This window comes from Streptomyces chattanoogensis (assembly GCF_001294335.1).
GTDB lineage: Bacteria > Actinomycetota > Actinomycetes > Streptomycetales > Streptomycetaceae > Streptomyces > Streptomyces chattanoogensis.
Window position 1 is genome coordinate 80,291 of sequence record NZ_LGKG01000046.1, and the last position, 18,558, is coordinate 98,848.

The 18,558-nt window shown below is 70.4% G+C and carries 15 protein-coding genes; 2 read left to right on the top strand and 13 right to left on the bottom strand.

Annotated elements, in window-relative coordinates; translation table 11 throughout:
* Positions 1 to 11: 11 nt before the first annotated feature.
* From ADL29_RS07955 to ADL29_RS44000, 11 genes are all read right to left on the bottom strand, one after another.
* Entirely contained in the window at positions 12 to 1,037 is a 1,026-nt protein-coding gene (locus tag ADL29_RS07955; protein WP_211274266.1) for an NAD(P)-dependent alcohol dehydrogenase, read from the bottom strand.
* Between the two features lie 300 nt (positions 1,038 to 1,337).
* Positions 1,338 to 2,192, bottom strand: a complete 855-nt coding sequence (locus ADL29_RS07960) for a YwqG family protein (protein WP_053923010.1) — start codon at positions 2,190 to 2,192, stop codon at positions 1,338 to 1,340.
* A 93-nt stretch (positions 2,193 to 2,285) separates the two neighbouring features.
* A complete protein-coding gene (locus ADL29_RS07965; RefSeq protein ID WP_053923011.1) occupies positions 2,286 to 2,954 on the bottom strand; it encodes a hypothetical protein in 669 nt (222 codons plus the stop codon).
* 115 nt (positions 2,955 to 3,069) lie between these two features.
* Positions 3,070 to 3,519, bottom strand: coding sequence for an acyl-CoA thioesterase (locus ADL29_RS07970; protein WP_053923012.1), 450 nt, complete (start codon positions 3,517 to 3,519; stop codon positions 3,070 to 3,072).
* Between the two features lie 44 nt (positions 3,520 to 3,563).
* Entirely contained in the window at positions 3,564 to 4,742 is a 1,179-nt protein-coding gene (locus ADL29_RS07975) for a ferritin-like domain-containing protein (RefSeq protein ID WP_078970833.1), read from the bottom strand.
* An 11-nt stretch (positions 4,743 to 4,753) separates the two neighbouring features.
* Positions 4,754 to 5,485, bottom strand: coding sequence for a thioesterase II family protein (locus ADL29_RS07980; protein WP_053923013.1), 732 nt, complete (start codon positions 5,483 to 5,485; stop codon positions 4,754 to 4,756).
* Complete coding sequence (locus ADL29_RS43365; protein ID WP_053923014.1) at positions 5,482 to 5,805, bottom strand: acyl carrier protein; 324 nt, start codon at positions 5,803 to 5,805, stop codon at positions 5,482 to 5,484. Before ADL29_RS43365 ends, ADL29_RS07980 begins: the two co-directional genes overlap by 4 nt.
* A complete protein-coding gene (locus ADL29_RS07990) occupies positions 5,802 to 9,770 on the bottom strand; it encodes a beta-ketoacyl synthase N-terminal-like domain-containing protein (RefSeq protein ID WP_053923015.1) in 3,969 nt (1,322 codons plus the stop codon). Before ADL29_RS07990 ends, ADL29_RS43365 begins: the two co-directional genes overlap by 4 nt.
* Positions 9,767 to 10,897: a radical SAM family protein gene (locus tag ADL29_RS07995; protein ID WP_078970827.1), complete on the bottom strand. Its 1,131-nt coding sequence runs from the start codon at positions 10,895 to 10,897 to the stop codon at positions 9,767 to 9,769. Before ADL29_RS07995 ends, ADL29_RS07990 begins: the two co-directional genes overlap by 4 nt.
* Entirely contained in the window at positions 10,894 to 11,658 is a 765-nt protein-coding gene (locus ADL29_RS08000; protein WP_244318888.1) for a Phenylacetic acid catabolic protein, read from the bottom strand. The genes ADL29_RS07995 and ADL29_RS08000 overlap by 4 nt, the downstream gene beginning before the upstream one ends.
* Positions 11,659 to 11,682: 24 nt before the next feature.
* Positions 11,683 to 12,885 (bottom strand): aromatic ring-hydroxylating oxygenase subunit alpha, encoded by a 1,203-nt coding sequence (locus ADL29_RS44000; protein ID WP_053923016.1) that lies wholly within the window; start codon positions 12,883 to 12,885, stop codon positions 11,683 to 11,685.
* 624 nt (positions 12,886 to 13,509) lie between these two features.
* On the opposite strand from ADL29_RS44000, the gene ADL29_RS08010 reads away from it, so the two are divergent.
* A complete protein-coding gene (locus tag ADL29_RS08010) occupies positions 13,510 to 14,361 on the top strand; it encodes an SCO6745 family protein (protein ID WP_053923017.1) in 852 nt (283 codons plus the stop codon).
* A gap of 349 nt (positions 14,362 to 14,710) precedes the next feature.
* Positions 14,711 to 15,184 (top strand): hypothetical protein, encoded by a 474-nt coding sequence (locus tag ADL29_RS08015; RefSeq protein ID WP_053923018.1) that lies wholly within the window; start codon positions 14,711 to 14,713, stop codon positions 15,182 to 15,184.
* A gap of 128 nt (positions 15,185 to 15,312) precedes the next feature.
* On the opposite strand, the gene ADL29_RS08020 is transcribed toward ADL29_RS08015, so the two are convergent.
* The gene (locus tag ADL29_RS08020) at positions 15,313 to 16,821 is read right to left on the bottom strand and encodes a carboxylesterase/lipase family protein (RefSeq protein ID WP_053923019.1); all 1,509 of its coding nucleotides are present in this window, start codon (positions 16,819 to 16,821) and stop codon (positions 15,313 to 15,315) included.
* Positions 16,822 to 17,405: 584 nt separating this feature from the next.
* Positions 17,406 to 18,509, bottom strand: a complete 1,104-nt coding sequence (locus ADL29_RS08025) for a mannosyltransferase family protein (protein WP_053923020.1) — start codon at positions 18,507 to 18,509, stop codon at positions 17,406 to 17,408.
* Between the last annotated feature and the right edge of the window lie 49 nt (positions 18,510 to 18,558).

Below are 18,558 nucleotides of genomic sequence, written 5' to 3' on the forward strand. Positions count from 1 at the left end.
TCCTGCGGTGATCAGTGCGGCTGCGGACGCACCAGCGGCTTGATCGTCGTCCGGTCGCGGGCAGCCGCGGTGAGCCCCTGCTCGGCGTCCTCCAGGGCATACCGGTGGCTGATCAGCCGGTCCAGCGCCACCTCGCCGGAGGCGGCTAGAGCGATCGCGGTCGGCCAGGTGTTGGCGTACCGGAAGGTGCCGGTGACCTCGATCTCGAAGTTCTGCACACGGGCGAGAGGGAGCGGGACGGTGTCGCCGCCCATGCCGACCAGCACGGCGCGGCCGGCCCGGCCGAGGGTGCGGATCGCCTCGTCGATGACGGCAGGGACGCCGGAGCACTCCAGCAGAACGTCCGGCGCGAAGCCGGCGGAGGGGAGGGAAGAGAGGGGGGTGTCGTGGGGGTTCACGGTGGCTGTGGCGCCCAACTCGCTCGCAAGGGCGAGGCGTTGGGGGGAGATGTCGGTGACGATGACCTCGGTGGCGCCGAAGGCGCGGGCGGTCTGGGCGGCGATCAGCCCGATGGGGCCCGCGCCCGTGACCAGCACCCGTGAGCCCGGAGCGACCCGGCCCTTACGGGACGCCCATACGCCCACGGACAGCGGCTCCAGCAGGGCCGCGGTCTCGGCGGTCAGCCCCTCGGGGAGGGGGTGGGCGAAGTTCTCGTCCACCGCGACGTATTCGCACAGGGCGCCGTCGACCGGCGGGGTCGCGTAGAAGGAGACGTCCGGGCAGAGGTTGTAGCGGCCCCGGCGGCATTGCGGGCAGGTGCCGCAGGGGATGCCGGGTTCGAGGGAGACCAGCTGTCCCGGCCGGTGGCGACGTGCGCCGGGGCCGAGGGCGACCACGGTGCCGCCGGGTTCGTGACCGAGGACCATGGGAGCGCGGACGACGAAGTCGCCGATTCTGCCGTGCTCGTAGTAATGGACGTCGGAGCCGCAGATGCCGACCGCTTCGATACGGACCAGGACCTGGCCGGGGCCGGGGCGCGGCACCGGGCGTTCCTGGATCGCCAGCTGCTTGGGGGCGACGAGGACGGCGGCACGCATCGTGGACGGGATGTCCGAGGGAAGGGCGGACGGAAGGGGCGAGGGCGCCCCGCCGCACCCGCTGCGGCGGCGCCCCGCAGAAGGGAGCGGCGGCTGAGGGGGCGTAGGGCGCACAGGGGAGGTGAAGGGCATAGAGGTACGTCCCTTGGGATGCGTCGAGGCAGGCATCGATCGGTTCGATGGGGAGCATTCTTAGCAGAAGACTGCCGCGCTGTTAACGCATCTTGCGTGAAGTTCTCTATGTACTTATCTTTCGAGTGATCCGGTGGGGAGGCGTCGGCGGTACGGGGAGGTTTCCCGTCAGCTGCACTGCCAGGTGAACATCGCGCGGTCGAAACGGCGTTGGGCAAGGTCTTCGGGGCGTATGAGCCAGTAGAGGGCGCCGCCGTCGCCCCACATCATGTCGGCGTCGTCATCCGTGTCGAACTGAGCGAGCAGCACCCAGCGGAGGGCCTCTTCCTTGATGCGGGGGTCGTCCCATGGCGGGCCGCCCAGGGCGCCGCGGGCGACCTCGGTCTCCACCTCGTCCTGCACCGGGGTCGCGTGGCCACCGATGCGGTGCTCCGTGCCCTCGGTGTGGTCCCACAGGGCCTCCTGGAAGTCCTCGTGCCACAGCGGGTGGTCGTCCGGCATCGGCGCGAACTCCCGGTAGACCACCGGGTGCCAGAGATACGGCGCCGTCGCCTCCACCCGTGCGGTCAGCGGCACCTCGGGGTACGGCCGAATCTCCTCCGGCGCCGCCCGCTCGGCGACGGAGACGCAGGCTGGTACGTAGAGCACGCGCGCTCCCGCCCAGCTGTCGGGCTCATCGGGCGCGACCACCGCACAGCCGTCGTCCAGCTGCCCGTCGAAGTGGAAGAAGAGCAGCGTGCCTTCTGTCGGCAGGGTGATGTCGAGGACCGTGGAGGGGAGTTGGGCGCAGTCGAGTGAAGCGACGAAGGAGAGCGGGCCGTGCCCCTGCCATACCGGCCACTCCTCGTCCTCCGGCAGCTCCGGCAGGCCGCCGAGCCGGCCGACGACCGGACCGGCACCCGTGCCGGTGTCCTTCTCCAGGCGCAGGCTCGGCCGCAGCAGGCCGATCCACCGTTCGGCGATCTCTTCGGGCAGGTGCTCGTGGGCGAGCGTGTGCAGCGCGTCGGGAGTGCTCTGTGTCATAGGAACGATGATTCACGAGCCCACTGACAATGGGCCGTCCGCGTCGTGAACCAGCAGACCAGGCACGGGCTGCCGCCTGAGTGCCGCGCCGGGCTACGTACGGGTCCTGGCCCCCGTGATCCCGGCGCGGGCGGCGATGCCGAGTGCCGCCTCCCGGCGCTCGGGCGGTGTCCCGTCGGGGCACGCCGCGTCCAGGAGCTCGACCACCGCCGTCTCGTCGGCGGTGCCGTCCTCCACGCGCTGCCGGAACCGGGTGGTGGCCTCGAAGCGGGCCACACGCCGCTCGGGCGGCAGGCCGTCGGCACCCAGCGCTGCCGCCAGGCTCAGGAACTCCTCCTCCGAACCCACCCAGGGCGCGGCGCCGTCGAGCCCGTCCTCGTCCACTTCATCGGGGTACGGGATCCGGTGCCAGGCATCGTTCTCCCACCAGTAGACGAAGCCGAAGAGGTTGCCCGCCTCGTCCTCGCGCAGCTGGTCCCAGGGCAGCCAGTCCGGGCCGCCCGCCAGGAAGTCGATCTGTCGGCCGCCGACGTGGGTGTGGCTGCCGTCCGGATCCTGGCCGACGAACACGGCGCGCCCGCCGTCGAACACGGTCAGCCGCCACCAGCCGCCCGCGCCGGTCGAGTGGCACCACAGGCCGTGCTCGTCCAGGGCGTGTTCCTTCCAGTGGGTGCACGCCCTTTCCAGCACGGCGAGGGTGAGGGCCCGCGCCCACAGGCGTTCGGGACGCTCGAGGTCTTCGGGCCGGCCAGGCGCGTGCATGGTGACGTTCCCCCTTCGATCGGTACGGGGACAAGCCTCGCACGACCGCCCGGGCAAGCCCCGCGCAACGGCACGGCCGGCTGACGGGTCCTTCCGGCCTCCGCGCGCAGTCAGGTCACGGGCGCAGAGGCGGCTGTGGTTCAAAGGCCTCCACCGCGTCCTGCCATGCCTGGGGGACGGGGATCGAGTGCTCCTCGACGGCGTTGTAGGCGATCATGGCGGACTGTCCGGTGGCGGCCGGGGCGCCGTCGCTCTCGCGCCACACGGCGTAGTCGAAGTCGAACGACTTGCCTCCGAGCCGGGAGATGCGGATGCCCACGCATACCGGCTCGCGGAAGCGCAGCGGCTGGAAATAGGCGAAGGAGATCCGGCCGACCACAAAGCCGCGTCGGCCGTCCACGTCTTCCTTGAGGACGTCTATCTGGTACGTCGCGCGGGCGCTCTCCGCCCACCGCAGATACGCAACGCTGTTGACGTGGCCCAGCATGTCCACGTCGTGGAAGGGGACTTCGAAGCGGGTGACGCAGCGGAAGCGGGACGGGTCGAAGTCGCTCGGGTCGGGCACCGGATCTGTCCTCCGTCTGGGTGTGGTGTCGTGGCGTTGGGTGGTCAGCTCGAGTCTGCGCCACCCGGGTCGGGTGCGGCACCGATGGCGATGGTTTCGGCCACCTGAGCCTGGCGTACGGTCAGTTCGCGTTGTTCGCGCTCCGCCGCTTGGGCCATGTCCTCGTCCCTGGCCATCAGGGTGTCCAGGTCGTACTTCGCGTACTCGATCACGCCCAGCTTCTCGTAGGCCGCCGCCACCGGCTCGCCCCACAGGCCGATATCGCGGAGAGCGGGCACCACACGGCTGAACAGCAGGCTGCGGAAGGCCTTCATCGACGGGGAGTTCTCGATCGCCGTCACACAGTCGGCGTGATCGAGTCCCAGCGCCTGCCACATCTCGTCGCCGCGGAACCTGCGGAACAGCAGCCGGGAACCCTCGATCACGAACTCCTGGCGGTCCTTGCGCTCCGCGCTGGACAGTTCCGCGTACAGCTGCCTCAGCGCCAGTCGGCCGAAAGCCACATGGCGTGCCTCGTCCTGCATCACATACGCCAGCAGCGCGTGCGGCAGGGGAGCGGCGCCGCCCGCCGTGGCATCCCGCAACAGCCCGAAGGCGGCCAGCGCCAAGCCCTCGATCAGTACCTGCATCCCGAGGTACGGCATGTCCCAGCGGGAGTCGGCAAGAGTCTGCTCCAGCAACTCGCGCAAGGCAGGGTTGATCGGGTACATCAGGCCCAGCTTTTCCTGTACGAAGCGGTTGTACGCCTCCAGATGCCGGGCTTCGTCGACGACCTGGGTGCTGGCGTAGAACTTCGACTCCAGATCGGGAACCGTCTCCACGATCCGCGAGGCGCACACCAGGGCGCCCTGCTCACCGTGGAGGAACTGGCTGAACTGCCAGGCGGTGGTGTGCAGAAAGAGATCGGCGACGAACTTCCGGTCGTGGCCGAACCGCTCCCAGGTACGCGAACCATGGATCGGGATCAGTTCCTCGGGCTGGCCGAGCGGGTTCGCGCGGTCGACCTCCAGCTCCCAGGGGATGCGCGTGGCCGCATCCCACTGACGGTCTTTGCCGCGCTGGTAGAGCGCCATCAGCCGTTCGTCCCGCAGGTCGTACTCCCAGGTCATCCGGGCGTCTCCGGAGGCCGGTACCTGGAAGTCGGTGCCCGGGTCGGTCCCGGTGTCCGCGATCTCCACCGCCCGTGGGCCCGCCCCCGTGCCCGTCGCGTACGTCGTGTCCATGGTGTTCATCGTCAACCTCGGCTTCCGGTGGCGCTCATCGGCTGGCTGCGCAGGGCGTCGAGATACGGTTCGGGGTGCTCCCGAAAGCAGAAGTGGCCGCCGGGTACGGCTCGGAGGGTGAAGCCGGCCCTGGTCCACCGCGCCCAGCCCGCCATGGTCTCGCCGGGGCGGAAGGGATCATCGGCCCCGTACAGGCCCACGACGGGGATGCCGAGCACGGGCGGTGTCGCCGTGGCCCCCTGTTCCAGCAGGGCCAGGTCCTGCCGGCCGGCCTCGGCGGCGGCGTCCCAGACAGCGGAATGGTCGGCGCCCGCGGACACGGTGGCCCGCAGTTCCCGGGTGGCCGCCTGCAGCAGCTCCTCCGCGGTGCCGTCCAGCCGGCCGAGCAGATGCGGCGGCGGACAGCCGGAGACCACCAGCAGGGCGGGCGGGCCCGCCGCCGACCTGCTCAGCTCGGCGGCGAGCCGGTGCGCGAGCAGGGCGCCGAAGCTGTGCCCGAGAATGCCGTAGGGGCCGGAAGGAGGCCTGGCGCGCAGCTCTTCCTGTACCTGTCCGGCGAGCGCGGCCACCGCCTGGGGGAGGGCCCGGGCCGGGGGCAGGCTGCGCCGGAGGCCCCGGCCCGGCAGATCGAGCCCGGCCAGCCGCAGCCCGGGCCCGGCCCGGCGGCCGAGCCGGGCATACGCCTGGCCCGTGCCACCGGCGTACGGTACGCAGTACAGGGTGTCGGGGAAGGGTGTGGTCATGCCGCGGCCGCGGGCACTTCGGCGGCGAGCCGGTCGGCCAGTTCGCGCAGGGTGGGCTGGTCGGCGAGGGTCTCTGCGCTGAGGGTGACCCCGATGTCCTCGGCGATGCGGTCGCCGAGCTCCAGGGCGAGCAGCGAGTCGACGCCGACCTCGCCGATGGGCCGGTCGTCCGGTATCGGCTCCTGCTCGTCGAGGTCCAGTCCCTCGCGGACCAGGGCGGTGAGATAGCCGAGCGCGGCGTGCTGGACCGGCGCCCGGTCCGGGGCGTGGGGCCGGGCACGCAGGTCGTCAAGGATTTCCAGCAGTGCAGCAGCGGTCACGTCGTCCTCCGTTGGGTTCCGTCGATCCAGTAGCGACGCTTTTCGAAGGGATAGGACGGGAGCCTGACCCGGTACGGCAGGGGTCCGTTGACCGCACGCAGATCGAGGTCGCCGCCGAGGGTGTAGTAGAGGCAGGCCGCGGTGCAGAGCGCCTCGAAGTCCACCAGGTCCACGGGTACGGGGAGACCGGTGCCGGGCGCGGCGGGGAAGTGGGCGCGCAGGACCGCCCCCTGGCCGGCGGCGTCCTCCTCGGTGACCGGGATGCCCCAGCCGCGCAGGGTCCCGGCCGCGGCCCGCGGGCTGAGCGTCCGTTCCGTGGTGGTGCTGCCGCCGGCGGCGAGTCGCAGTGGGGGTGCCGAGGTCACGGGGACGGTGCGCGGCGGGTCGGTGAGCCATTTGTCGAGTGCGGCCAGCAGTTCGGGCAGGGAAGCGGCATGGAAGGCCGCCCGGTGTGCGAAGCGGGTGCGGTGCTCGGCCAGTGTTCCGGCGACGGCGGTGAGTTCGGGCGCGTCGGAGCGCAGTGCGGCGGCGAGCCGGGCGACGGCCTCGCGCAGTGCGCCGTCGGTCCTGGCCGACACCGGAACGATCACACGGCGGCCCGTGGGCGCCGGGCAGCGCTCGGCGGGTGGGGCCTCCTGCAGGACGACGTGGACGTTCGTACCGCTGAAGCCGAAGGAGCTGACCCCGGCGGCGCGGGCGGTGTCGTCGTGCCGCGGCCAGGGCAGCGGTTCGGCGGCGGCGGCGAGCCGGGCGCCGGACCAGTCGGCCTTCGGGTTGGGGCCGTGCGGCAGCGGCAGGGCCGGGAATGCGGCGTGTTCGAGGGCGAGGACCGTTCTGATCAGTCCGGCGATTCCGGCCGCGGCCTCCAGGTGCCCGAGGGACGACTTGACCGAACCGATGCGCCAGGTGTCCCCGTCCGCCCGGCCGGCGCCGTACACCGCGCCGGTGGACGCCAGCTCGATGGCGTCGCCGAGCGCGGTGGCCGAGCCGTGGGCCTCCACATAACCGATGCTGGAAGGCGCCAGCCCCGCATCGCGCAGGGCGTCGGTCATCACCTCGCGCTGGGCGCTGCCGGAGGGGGCCGTGATGCCGTTGCCGGAGCCGTTGTGGTTGAGGGCGCTGCCGCGGATGAGCGCGCGGACCGGAAGACCCTGGCGGCGCGCGGCGGAGAGCGGCATCAGGACCGCGACCCCGCACCCTTCGCCGCGGACATATCCGTCGGCGGTCTCGTCGAAGGGCCGGCAGCGCCCGCTGGGCGACAGCACCCCCAGCCGCGTCAGCGCCTCGGTCGGCTCATCCGCCAGCACCAGGTTGACCCCGCCGACGACGGCCCGTTCACACTCGCCGTGGCGCAGCGCCCGGACCGCGAGATGGACCGCGGCGAGCGAGGACGAACAGGCGGTGTCCACCGCGAGGCTGGGCCCGCGCAGGCCGAGGTGGTACGAGATCCGCCCGGCTGCGGATGCGGGGCTGGCACCGACCCCGGTGAACCGGGAGATTCGTCCGTGCTCGGCGATCCGTGCGTAGTCCGCCGACGAGATGCCGACATAGACCCCCGTGCGGGAGCCGCGCAGCGACCGCGGATCATGCCCGGACTCCTCCAGCGCGGCCCACGCCGTCTCCAGCAGCAGCCGGTGCTGGGGGTCCATGGCGCGGGCCTCGGGCGCGCTGACCTCCAGAAGCGGCGCGTCGAGGCAGTCGATGTCGTCGAGAGCGCCGAGCCTCATGGACGAGTCGTCACCGGCCGGGAGTCCGGGCAACTCGCGTCGCTCCGGAGGTCTTCCGGTGGTGAGATCGCGGCCATGGCGGGTCAGTTCCCAGAAGGCGTCGGTATCGGCGGCTCCGCCGGGCATCCGGCAGGCGAGGCCGATCACCGCGATCGGCTCGGCGGGCTCCGGCCGCGGTGCCGGGACGTCCGCTCCCGCCCCGGCCGCCGCTTCGCGGCGCGACAGCTCGTCCGCGAGGGCCACCACCGTGGGCTGCTCGAAAAGCAGTCCGACCGGGACGTCCCGTCCGAGCCGCTCCTGGATCGCGGTGGCGGCCTCGACCGTGCCGAGGGAGTCCAGGCCGAGTTCGGTCCACTTGCGGTCGCGCGCCACTTCCTCCACGGGGACGGCGAGCACCTCGGCCACGGCCCGGGCAATCAGCTCCGCCATCGCCTTGCCCGGCCCTGCGGGGCCGTCCGACGGTGCGGATCCGTCGCGGGCCGGTGGCCCGTCCCGGCGCTCCGGCCCCGCACCGGACGCCCGCGCCTCGAAGTCCGTGCGGTGCAGTTCCTCCAACGCGGCCCGGCGCAACAGGTCGCGGCAGAGCGAGCGGCGGACCTTGCCGCTGCTGGTTTTCGGCACGGCTCCGGACGCCACCACGACGGCGAGCCGCACCCCCACTCCACAGGCTGCGGTAACGGCGGCACGCAACCGTCGGGCAACTCCGGCCAGCTGTTCCGCATCCAGGTCGGTGCGGCGGGCCTCGGCCACCAGCGCCACCTCTTCGCCGTGCACCCCGTCCAGGGCGAAGGCGGCGGCGCAGCCGGGCCGGAGTTCGGGAACGGCCCGCCAGGCCGCCTCCTCCAGCTGGGCCGGTGCGATGTTGCGGCCGCGCACGATGATGAGGTCCTTGATGCGGCCGACCACCACCAGGTGCCCGTCCTGCAGATAGCCCAGGTCGCCGGTGCGCAGATACGGGCCGTCGCCGTCGGCCAGACGTGCTCCGAAGGCGGCCTCGCTCTCCTCGGGCCGGTCCCAGTAGCCGGCGGCCACGCTCGGCCCGCGCAGCCAGATCTCCCCCTCCTCGCCGTCGGCCAGGACGCGCCGCTCGTCCGGTGCGACGATACGGACCTCCAGACCGCGCGGTTCTCCACTGGCCACGGCCTTTCGCCCGGGGACGACCAGCGGTTCGCGGTGCCTAGCCGTTCCTGTGGCCATCAGCGTGGATTCGGCCATGCCGTAGCAGGCGAGGAAGGCGCTGCGGCGGAAGCCCGCCGGGGCGAAGGTGTCGGTGAAGGCGTCCAGGGTTTCGGGGCGCAGCATTTCGGCGCCGTTGAACGCCACGTTCCATGCGCTCAGGTCGAGTTCCGCCACGTCCTCGGGGCGCGCCTTGCGGGCGCACAGCGCATAGGCGAAGTCCGGTCCCCCGCTGGTGGTGGCGCCGGTGCGGGAGACGAGCCGCAGCCAGGAGAGAGGATCCTGCAGAAAGGCGAGCGGTGAGGTGAGGTGGACGGGGAAGCCCTGGTGGAGCGGTGTCAGGATGCCGCCGATCAGCCCCATGTCGTGGTAGGGCGGCAGCCAGATGACACCGGTGGAGTCGGCGGTGTGGCCGAACGACGACTCGATCACTTCCAGGTTGGCCAGCAGATTGCGATGCCGGACGACGACGCCTTTGGGGTGCCCGGTGCTGCCGGACGTGTACTGGACGAACGCCGTCGCATCGGCGCCGGGGCGGGCGAGGGCGTCCTCGGCCAGGGGCTCGGTGACGGTGTCGGTGGCGACCGCCCGCACGTCGGCCGCCCCCGCCGCGGCCAGCGCCTCCCGGACGCCCGGTGCCATGGCCTGCGTGGTGCACACGAGTTCCGCCCCGCAGTCGCGGACGATGGCGGCCAGTGCCGCCCACTGGTCCGCGGTGAGCGGAGGGTAGGCGGGCACCGGCAGCACATCGGCGTACATGCAGCCGAGGAACGCGGCGATGTAGTCGGCGGACGGCGGCGGGTACAGCAGAACGGCGCGGCGCCCGCCGGGCGGCCGGTGGCCGTCGAGCAGCGCCGCCGCGACGCACCGGGCCCGGGTGTGCAGCTCGCCGTACGTCAGCTGCTGGTCCTCTTCCCCGCCCCCGGGAGCCGGCAGGTGCAGGTGGTAGCCGACGGTGTCGGGAGCGGACTGCGCCCGTTGTCTGAGCACGTCCACCATGCTGGTCACCGCGGTGCGGCCGCCACTGGTGTGGTCGGGGACACTCCAGTCGCCTTCGTTCACGCGCCCTCCTGGTAGGACGGGTGGAAGGGGGACCAGGAGAACTGGCTCCAATAACTCTCGGCGAGCTGCACCCAGGTCCACAGCTGCTCGGCGGACTCCGTGAAGCGGTGCGGACTGACCATCAGCCAGCTGAACACCGCCTGGCTGTCCCGGCAGGAGGCGCAGTGCCCGCTGGTGCAGCAGAAGTGGACGGTCTCCAGGTCCGCGGCCCAGGTGTTGAACATCGGCAGCACGGGATTGCCGTTGCGGATCCGGGCGTTGTGGGCGGCGTTGGCGGAGCTGACGCTGGGGCAGACGTCGTAGCCGAACTCTCCCCAGTGGCTGCGACCGGTGATCATGACCTCGATGGAGTACGGATGGCTGATCACCGTCTCCGGGTAGGCCGCGCGGACCCGCAGCGCCTCGGTGAGCAGCTCCCGGGTCCGTACGGCGTACAGCGGATCGTCGCTGTCGTAGCTGCTGTAGAAGTTGAAGTGGACACGGTTGCCGTTGTCGCGGATGCGGCGGACGGTGTCGTCGATGTAGTCGATACCGTCCTCGGAGAGGGCGTAGATGAATCCGGCCCGTGGGTCGTCGCGGTAGTTCTCCAGCGCCGTGTCGAACAGGTCGGTGAAGCGCTTGCCGTTGGGGCGGATGGCCCGCAGCTCGTCGTCCAGCGGTCCGCCGCCGAAGAGCGATACGGCCACCGTGATGTCCTCGAAGCCTGCGCGCGGCAGCGGCTTGAGACCGTTGGTGGAGATCGTCACGTACGGCATGGCGTCGCGGTAGACGGCAATACGGTCGGCGAACAGGGTGGGCTCCCCGCCGATGAGCAGGGCGGCGTTGATCCCGCGGGCCGTCTCGGCGGCGACGAACGCCTTCAGGTCCGCGAGGCTGGTGTTCTCCTTCGCCGACTTCTGGAACTCGTAGGTGAAGAACCAGCAGCCCTTGCAGCGGATGTTGCAGGCGTTGGTCAGGTGGTATTCGGAGGAGCGGATCCCCGCCCCGAAGCGCCGTACGGCGTCGAAGCGTGCCTGGAGTTCCGGGTCGGCGGCGAGGAGTTCCCGCAGGCGCCGCCCCCAGCCGGTGAGGCCGGGTGCGGAGCCGTTGCGGGCCGAGGGCAGGGTGATCGTGACGTCCTGCTTCATGCGTGTGTGGGGCCTTCCGGCTGGGCGGGCGCCTGCGGGGCGGGCTGGTCGGGGACCGTCAGCCCCATCCTGTTGAGTTCGGGCACGATCCGGGCGACGAAGAAGTCACGGGCCTCGGCGTTGGTCCGCTGCCGCAGACCCCAGCGCAGATACTCCGGGGAGCGGCGGGACGTGTCGCTGCCGAACAGGCTGAGGACGAAGGGCCACATGGCGTTCAGCGTCTGCTGCACCTCCTCCCGCCCGGCCTCGTCGCGCAGCATCTCGCGGACGATCCGCCGCCCGTGCCCGACATGGACGTGCTCGTCCCGGATGACCTTGCCGAAGGAGTTCGCCCAGGGGCGGTAGCTGGACTTCGCCATTTCCTCGATGTGGTCGAGGACCGCGTTCTCGCCGATGTAGGAGAACAGGGCGCGCTGGGTCCAGGTCTTGATGTTGTGGATGGCGGGGGAGGCGTACAGGCCGCGCTCCAGCAGCTTCTGGTCCAGCATGTGGTCGGTGTTGATGCCCAGGTCGTTCAGGACCGCGGCACCGATCATGTAGTGGTCGATCTCCTCGGCGGCCCGCTCGCAGCACACCTTGCGCTCATAGGCGTTGGGCGCGATGGGGAAGAACACCTGCAAGTAGTCGTCCGCGCCCGACAGTTCGCCTTCGGTGTGGACCATCATCTGGTGGATGGCCAGCTCCTGGTACTCCTCGGGCATCCGCCGGAAGTCCTCGGGGGTCTCCACCACGGGCACGGTCTCGGCTGTCGTCTCGGTCATGTGCGTCATCTCCCTCTGGGCCGGTCAGTGGGCGGAGGCTTCGGCAGCCGGTTCGGCGGTGGCCGGGGCGGCAGGATCGGCGAGGGCCGTCTCGATGCTCTGGTGGAACCAGGCGATGGCCTTTTCGTAACGGCCGAAGGTCAGGGCCGGATGCGCTCCGGAATTCAAGCCCTGCTGGATGGAGAGAAACCTTTCTGCATCCTCGCGCTTCACCTTTTTGACGACCTTCAGGCTCTTTTGCCACTTCTCCTTCTCCGCCTCGGACTCGTAGAGCCGCCGGGCGATCAGGGCGTAGAAGTTCATCGTCGAATGCTCGACGCCGTCCGGGTACACATGCCAGACCGCGGCATGCTCCGGAAGTACGGCGATCATGGTGTTCGGCCACACGACGTAGAGCAGCGTGGACTGCTCGACCAGATCCCATTTGCTCTCGTCGATGTGCCGCAGTTCGGTGATCTCACGCCGGGGGAGCACACAGCGGATATGCGGGCCGAAGGCGTCGAACTTCCCCACGTTCGACAGGAACACCGGGTAGATCGTGGACCGGTGGGTGAATTTGGTGTGGTAGTTCTCCAGGAAAATGTCGAACGGCAGCTTCCAGTTCACCGGATGGCGCACCGTGGACGGCTCCAGGGCCGCGTAGTCGTCCAGAGCCAGGTCCTGCAGGTCCCTGCCGACTTCGTCCAGCCAGTCCACCAGCTGTTGCTCGGGGGTGTTCCCGTCGGCCTGGACGTACACGAAGCCCGCATGGACCTGCGACCAGAGTTCCCGCAGGCCGAACCGGCCCTTGTCGGCCGCCACATCGGGGAATCCGAAGTCGTCGGGGACGTGCCGCAGGCCCCCGTCCTGCCCGAAGGTCCAGGCGTGGTACGGACAGGCGAAGGCGTTGGCCCGCCCGCACTCCCCCTCCACCAGGATCGTGCCGCGGTGCCGGCAGACGTTCACGAAGGCCCTGATCCGGTCGTCCTTGCCCCGGACGACGAGTATGGGGACCTTGCCGACCCGGAGGGTCTTGAACGAGCCGGCTTCGGGAAACTCCGCGACATGCCCCACCGCGAGTGGCCGGCGGTACCAGATGCGGTCCAGCTCCGCCGTCAGCCGGTCCGGGTCGGTATAGGCGGCGACCGGGTTGTAATGCTCGCTTTCCTGGCCGTCCATGTCCGTGGTGCGCTGTTCCTCGAATTCGAGCAATTCCTGGATGATGCGAACTTGAGTGGCGTGGTCCATTGATGCTCCCCTCATGCGGGTATTGAGCAGGACTGAGACGATCTCGCTTGCCGGACAGCACGTGAAGATGTCGGACGCATCGCAGCGGGCATGCGCAGGCACGCCGCCGGACGAGGTCAACAGCGGGCGCACATGGCTGACGGAGAGGAAGGAGAGGGGGTTTGGGAGGAGGGGTTTTCCCGGAGGAGGTCTACGGAGAACGGGTAGACGACTATGAGCCGAGTACGAGCCGATTACGAGCCGTGTCGGAGTTTGCGGGCTGGTTACTGGAGAGTCAACCCTTCGAAAGCCGGATTCGGTCAACTCTGTCAGGCCGCCGCGCCGCGCGCGTCCGACACCGCGGGAACCCCCGCGTGCCTGCGCCGGGGCGGCCGTACCGCACTCCGCCGTCGGCGGCCGGACATGCCGGGCCCCTGGTCGCTTATGACGGCCGCATAGTCGCCACCGGGACGGCAACGCCGCAGATGATCTGGGCTGTCGAACGCCGGCCACGCCGCTTCGGGGCGTGCGCCGGACGCCACGGCGCAAGCTTGTGCGACTGTGGCCGATTCTCGCCCTCGTGGCGCTTCCCCGGCAGTCCCGGCCGCAGCGAACGTCGCGTACCTGGCGGTAACGTGCGGGCCCATGGAGCTCAGAGCCCGGACGCTGTGGCTGCGTACCGAACCCCTTCATGCAGTGATCTACTTCGACGAGCAGTGCCGCGGGATGGGCAGAGCCCTGGGCCTCAAGGGCTTCTGGATGGGCTACTTCGCTGCCCGCACGGCTCCCATGGGACCGGTGGGGCCCTCACTCGCCACCGCAGTTCTCGCCGTCTTCGCACCCGGGATGGTGGAACGCGCCCTGCCCGCCGCTTGGTCGACCGTCAGCCCGGAAGAGATCATCGACACACGGGCCAGGCGGGCCGCAGCGGCGCTGCGGTCGATCGTTCCCGGGATCGACGACCACGCCGCCAAGCTGTCGACACCGCTTGCCGCCATGGTCGAGGACGCGCCGGCGCCCGCCCGGCCGCTGTTCACCGCCAACCGCGCATGCTGCCGCCGCGACGATCCGGTCGAGCGGCTGTGGCAACTGACCACCTGCCTCCGGGAGTTCAGGGGCGATGCGCACGCCGCCGCACTGGCTGACCACGGACTGGACGGCTGCGAGGCCCTGGTGCTCGCCGCCGCCACCGGCCGGGTGCCCCAGGACGGCATCCGGCTCGACCGCGGCTGGAGCGAGGAGGAGTGGGCAGCCGCCGTGGACCGGTTGCGCTCCCGCGGCCTGCTGGACGCGGAGACCCGAGCCACCGCACACGGCCACGAGGAACGGGCCCGTATCGAGGACACCACCGACCGCCTGGCCGCCCGGCTCCTGCAACCCCTCCCCGACCGCGCAGCGGACGCACTGCTCACCGCCCTGGAAGGCCCGGCCCGGCAGGTGGTGGACGCCAAGGTGCTGCCGTTCCCCAACCCCATCGGCCTGCCCCGTCCCTTCTGAACACACCGGAGGCCATGCTCCGAGGCAGGCATCGTCGCACCGGCCCACTTGGTCAGGTCCGGCAGTTCCTGCGCGGCAGGTTGAACAGCAGCCAAAGCGCGAACTCCCGCACCAGGCCGCGTGGTTCGAGCGTGGTCAACCGTCCCGCGACGTGGCCCAAGGCGCCGCCGCCGGTGAGGGGCCCACGGCCGGAGCGACCACCTCGTCGCAGGACCGCACAGCAACCCCGAGGATCCGTCGGCGGGGCGACGCCCGTCCGTGGGAGCCGTCCGTACAGTGGTGGGGAACGACCGCTGAGTCCGCGTTCGCGCAGCAGGAAACGAAGGCGGAGCACGGAGAGCCGAGGCCCATGACATCCCAGCACCCATCGTCCCGCACCTTCCGGGGCAACCTCGTTCTGATCCTGCTAGGCGCCCTGGTGGCGGCCCTGGTGGTCGGCGGAGTGCTCTGGGCGCGGAGCAACACCACGTGGATCAAGGAGAAGGCGGGCGGGAGCGCCTGGTACCTCACCTATGAGGGCAAGTCCGTACGCGGCGAACCCCGGGCCACCGTCGTGCGCTACCGGCACAATCCCGACCGGTACAAACCGGAGAAGCGCGATGAGCGGCTCGGCTCCACCAGGCTTCCCTGGAGTACGAAGGTCGTCGTCAACACCGGCGCGGAGGCCCGCGTGGAGGTGACCCCCGCAGGAGACGGGATCGCGTCCTGCCGCATCCTGCTCGACGGCGTGAGGCTCGTCGCCCAGGGCAGGTCTCCGGGCCCCGGGAAGCCAGCGGTGTGCCATGTGATCACCAGCAGGACACCCGAGAAGTGGCCGCGCTGAGGCCGTAGCCGGCTCCCCTCGGCCGGCGGAGCGGCACCCTGGGCGGACGACCGACCGTCTGCCGTGACGTCCGCGGGGCGTTCAGGTCCCGGCCGCTCTCGCACACAGCCTGGTCGTTCCGTCTGCGCTCAGGGGCGCAGCAGCGGGTAGTGGTGCATGCGCCACAGTTCCCGGCGGCCTTCGATGAAGGACTGCGCCGGGGTGGAGTCGTCTTCGGCCGCCCAGACGCGGGGAGGCGTGGTGGACATGTCGAGGGGCTGCCAGCCAGGGTCGCCGTTGGTGGCGAAGGCGGCCCAGGCGGCCACCATGTTCTGCGAGAGGCGGTGGTCGGATGTGCTGGGCGGGCCGCCGATGAGGAACTCGACACTGGCGGCCGTGATGTTGCCGAACGCGAAGGGTATGTCGGCAGAGTGCCAGGCGTGCACCTCTCCCCGTGGGCCGGTGCGCTGCCTGGCGAAGCGAGACATGAACGCCCGGCCGCCTGCCTGGGCGTGGATGTCGGCGAGGCGGCTGCTGTACTCCCCGAAGAGCATGTCACCGTAGAGGGTGAGGTAGATGTCCTGAACAGGTGCGTGGGGCATGAGCTCGCGGTAGCCAGGCACCAGGTCGTCGGGCAGCCCGAAGTCCTCGGCGAACCGCGCCAGCTGTTCGTCGGTGGTGACTTTCTTGCAGCTGCCGACGGCGTCCATCAGCCAGAACTCCCGCGTGGTGTGGCACACCAGCAGGTCCACCCCGCGTGCGGCTCCCGCGGCGATCGCGGTGAGGGGGTCCGTGGGGAGGACGTCGCCATCGACGACCGGTCCGTAGATGACGGGGTCGTAATGGCGGGCTCCCGAGTCCGGGTCCTGCCGGTAGCCGTCGACAACCCTGTCGGAGGCAGCCACCAGTGCCTCTGGCGACGCGGAGGCCAGCGCTTCGGCAGTGTGGGCAATGCCTGCCGCGGCGGCGACCTTCCTGGTGGTCTCCGCGGCGAGTTCCACGGAATAGCACGGACTGGCGACACTGTGGGCGATGGCGCGGCGGAACAGCCCCCGTGCCCGCTCCATCACCATCAGACAGGCGATCGACGCTGCTCCTGATGACTGGCCGGCCACGGTGACGTTGCCGGGATCGCCTCCGAAGGCGGCGATGTTCTCGCGTACCCACCGCAATGCGGCAATCTGGTCGAGCAGACCCCGGTTCTCCGGATACGGAGATCCTTCGCCGGCGGGAATGCTGCCGAAGCCCTCGAAACCCACTCTGTAGTTGAACGTGACCACCACCAGCCCGGCGCGGGCCAGTGCCGTGCCGTCGAAGTCCGGCTGTGCGGAGGACCCGAAGGTGTACGCACCGCCATGGATCCAGACCAGAACGGGGAGTGAGTCACCAGGCGTTGCCGGTGTCCAGACGTTGACCGTGAGAACGTCCTCGTCGCCGGGCGACCAGGACGGAGCACCGGGCAGACGTGCCGACTGCGGGGAGATGGGGCCGAAGCTCTCGCAGTCCCGGACACCCGTCCAGGGCCGGGCGGGGCGCGGCGCGCGGAACCGGTTGGCACCGAACGGCGCGGCGGCGTAGGGAATGCCGAGGACCGCGGCTACGTCGGAGACTGGACGACGGCCTCGCACCAGTCCGTCCCTCGTCCGGAAAGTGTCCACTGATGTTTCCTCTCATCAGGCATCACAACGTCAGGCATCACATCGTCAGGCATTACAACGTCAGGCATTTCCCGGTAGGCGTACGGGGCTCACAGATCCGCCGGGGACTCGTGCAACACCGGCCACGGTTCGACCGGGTCCGCATCGGCGAACGGCCTGCCCGCGGCGATCTGCTGTGCCCGCTCCAGCCTCTCGCAGTCCAGCAGGTAGAAGCTGGCCCTCCTGCCTGGCGATGGCCTCCGGCCAGGCCTCGGCCGGGAAGGAGTCCCACCTGGCCTGGTTGCCGTAGACCATCGCGACGTACTTCATCCCGGGTGTCCTCCCCAGTCCGCGCACCCCGTTGGCACGCTGTCACCCCTTGGTCGGTGCAGGACACCGGTCCTCGACATCCTGGCGACAACGTTCTTCGGCAATTCTTCCGTGCCGTGCTCGACCAGGCTCCACCGCAGGCAGCGAGGATGATCAACGTACGTCCCGGCCTTCCGCCACGCCACCCGATCCTGAAGAAAGGATCACTCCGCCCGGTCCTGGAGAACGGACCACGCCACCCGTCGTCCGGCTTCTCCGGCGGTGCAGCAGCGCCCTCAGCCGGCCCAGTGCCCCGACAGAAACGTGACGGCGAAGACCGTGGTCACCGGCGCGACGAGGCAGAGGTAGACGTTCTTGATGCGCGGTGTCCGCAGGCTCCATCCGGCGAGGGTGATCCACAGTGGCCACCACAGGAGGGAGGCGCGGGGAATGGACATGTACCAGTAGGAGGTCCCCAGTGCCCACAGGCTGAGGCCGATGTAGAAGGCCTCGGGCCAGCGGCGTTGGCAGATCAGCAGGCCGAGCAGGAACAGCCCGACGAACATGGCGAGGAGTTCGGCCTGGAACATGAAGGCGTAGCCGGTGGTCTGGGAGTGGCCGAAGGCGCTGTGCCAGGTGTGGGCGAACGCTTCCCACGGCGTGTGAAAGGTGCGGAACCAGCCGCGTTCCTGAGCGTGTTTCCAGCTCATCCAGTCGCCGGTATGTGCCTGCAGATACCAGCTGTAGAGGACGGCGGGCAGGGCGGGGAGCGCCAGCCAGGGCAGCGCACGCCAGTCTCGGCGGGTGCGGGCGGTCAGGGTGAAGTGCAGGGCGATGGCGGCCGCGAGGAAGAGGCCGCTGATGCGCACGGACGTGGCCAGGGCGGTCAGGGTTGCGGCGAGGGCCCAGTTGCGTCGTTGGGCGGCGAGCCAGGCGGGCAGGGCGAAGGCGAGGAAGAGCGCTTCGGTGTAGCCGACGGACAGGAAGATCGCGCACGGGGAGAGCAGGAAGAACAAGACGGTGCGCCGGCCTGCGCTCGTATCGGGCACGTACAGCCTGGCGATCCGGGCCAGGGCCAGGACGGCGACGGCCCCCGCGATGAAGGAGATCAGCAGTCCGGCCGGCGTCCAGTAGGGGAGGACCGTGTGGACAACGCGCAGCAGGAGCGGAAATCCCGGAAAGAAGGCTTCGCGGTTGTCCCAGTCGCTCTGCCAGGGGCCGGCCTGCCCGGGAAAGTAGCCGTCACGGGCTATGTGCAGATAGTGCCCCCAGTCCCAGTGCTGAAAGGGAGCCAGGACCGGAGCGGGAGTACGGCTGTCGCCGCCCGAGGGGAACACCCACCGGGTGCAATAGGCCGTTGTCCAGATCCCTATTCGGGTCAGCAGGTACAGCCACAGCACCTCCCGGTCCTCAGGACGCAGCGGGAGAGGCGGGCGTCCGAAGCGGGGC

Coding starts and splice junctions, on each gene's coding strand:
- ADL29_RS07955 (WP_211274266.1), bottom strand. CDS start 1,037: ATGCGTGCCGCCGTCCTCGTCGCCCCCAAGCAGCTGGCGATCCAGGAA.
- ADL29_RS07960 (WP_053923010.1), bottom strand. CDS start 2,192: ATGACACAGAGCACTCCCGACGCGCTGCACACGCTCGCCCACGAGCAC.
- ADL29_RS07965 (WP_053923011.1), bottom strand. CDS start 2,954: ATGCACGCGCCTGGCCGGCCCGAAGACCTCGAGCGTCCCGAACGCCTG.
- ADL29_RS07975 (WP_078970833.1), bottom strand. CDS start 4,742: ATGGACACGACGTACGCGACGGGCACGGGGGCGGGCCCACGGGCGGTG.
- ADL29_RS07980 (WP_053923013.1), bottom strand. CDS start 5,485: ATGACCACACCCTTCCCCGACACCCTGTACTGCGTACCGTACGCCGGT.
- ADL29_RS07995 (WP_078970827.1), bottom strand. CDS start 10,897: ATGAAGCAGGACGTCACGATCACCCTGCCCTCGGCCCGCAACGGCTCC.
- ADL29_RS08000 (WP_244318888.1), bottom strand. CDS start 11,658: ATGACCGAGACGACAGCCGAGACCGTGCCCGTGGTGGAGACCCCCGAG.
- ADL29_RS44000 (WP_053923016.1), bottom strand. CDS start 12,885: ATGGACCACGCCACTCAAGTTCGCATCATCCAGGAATTGCTCGAATTC.
- ADL29_RS08010 (WP_053923017.1), top strand. CDS start 13,510: ATGGAGCTCAGAGCCCGGACGCTGTGGCTGCGTACCGAACCCCTTCAT.
- ADL29_RS08015 (WP_053923018.1), top strand. CDS start 14,711: ATGACATCCCAGCACCCATCGTCCCGCACCTTCCGGGGCAACCTCGTT.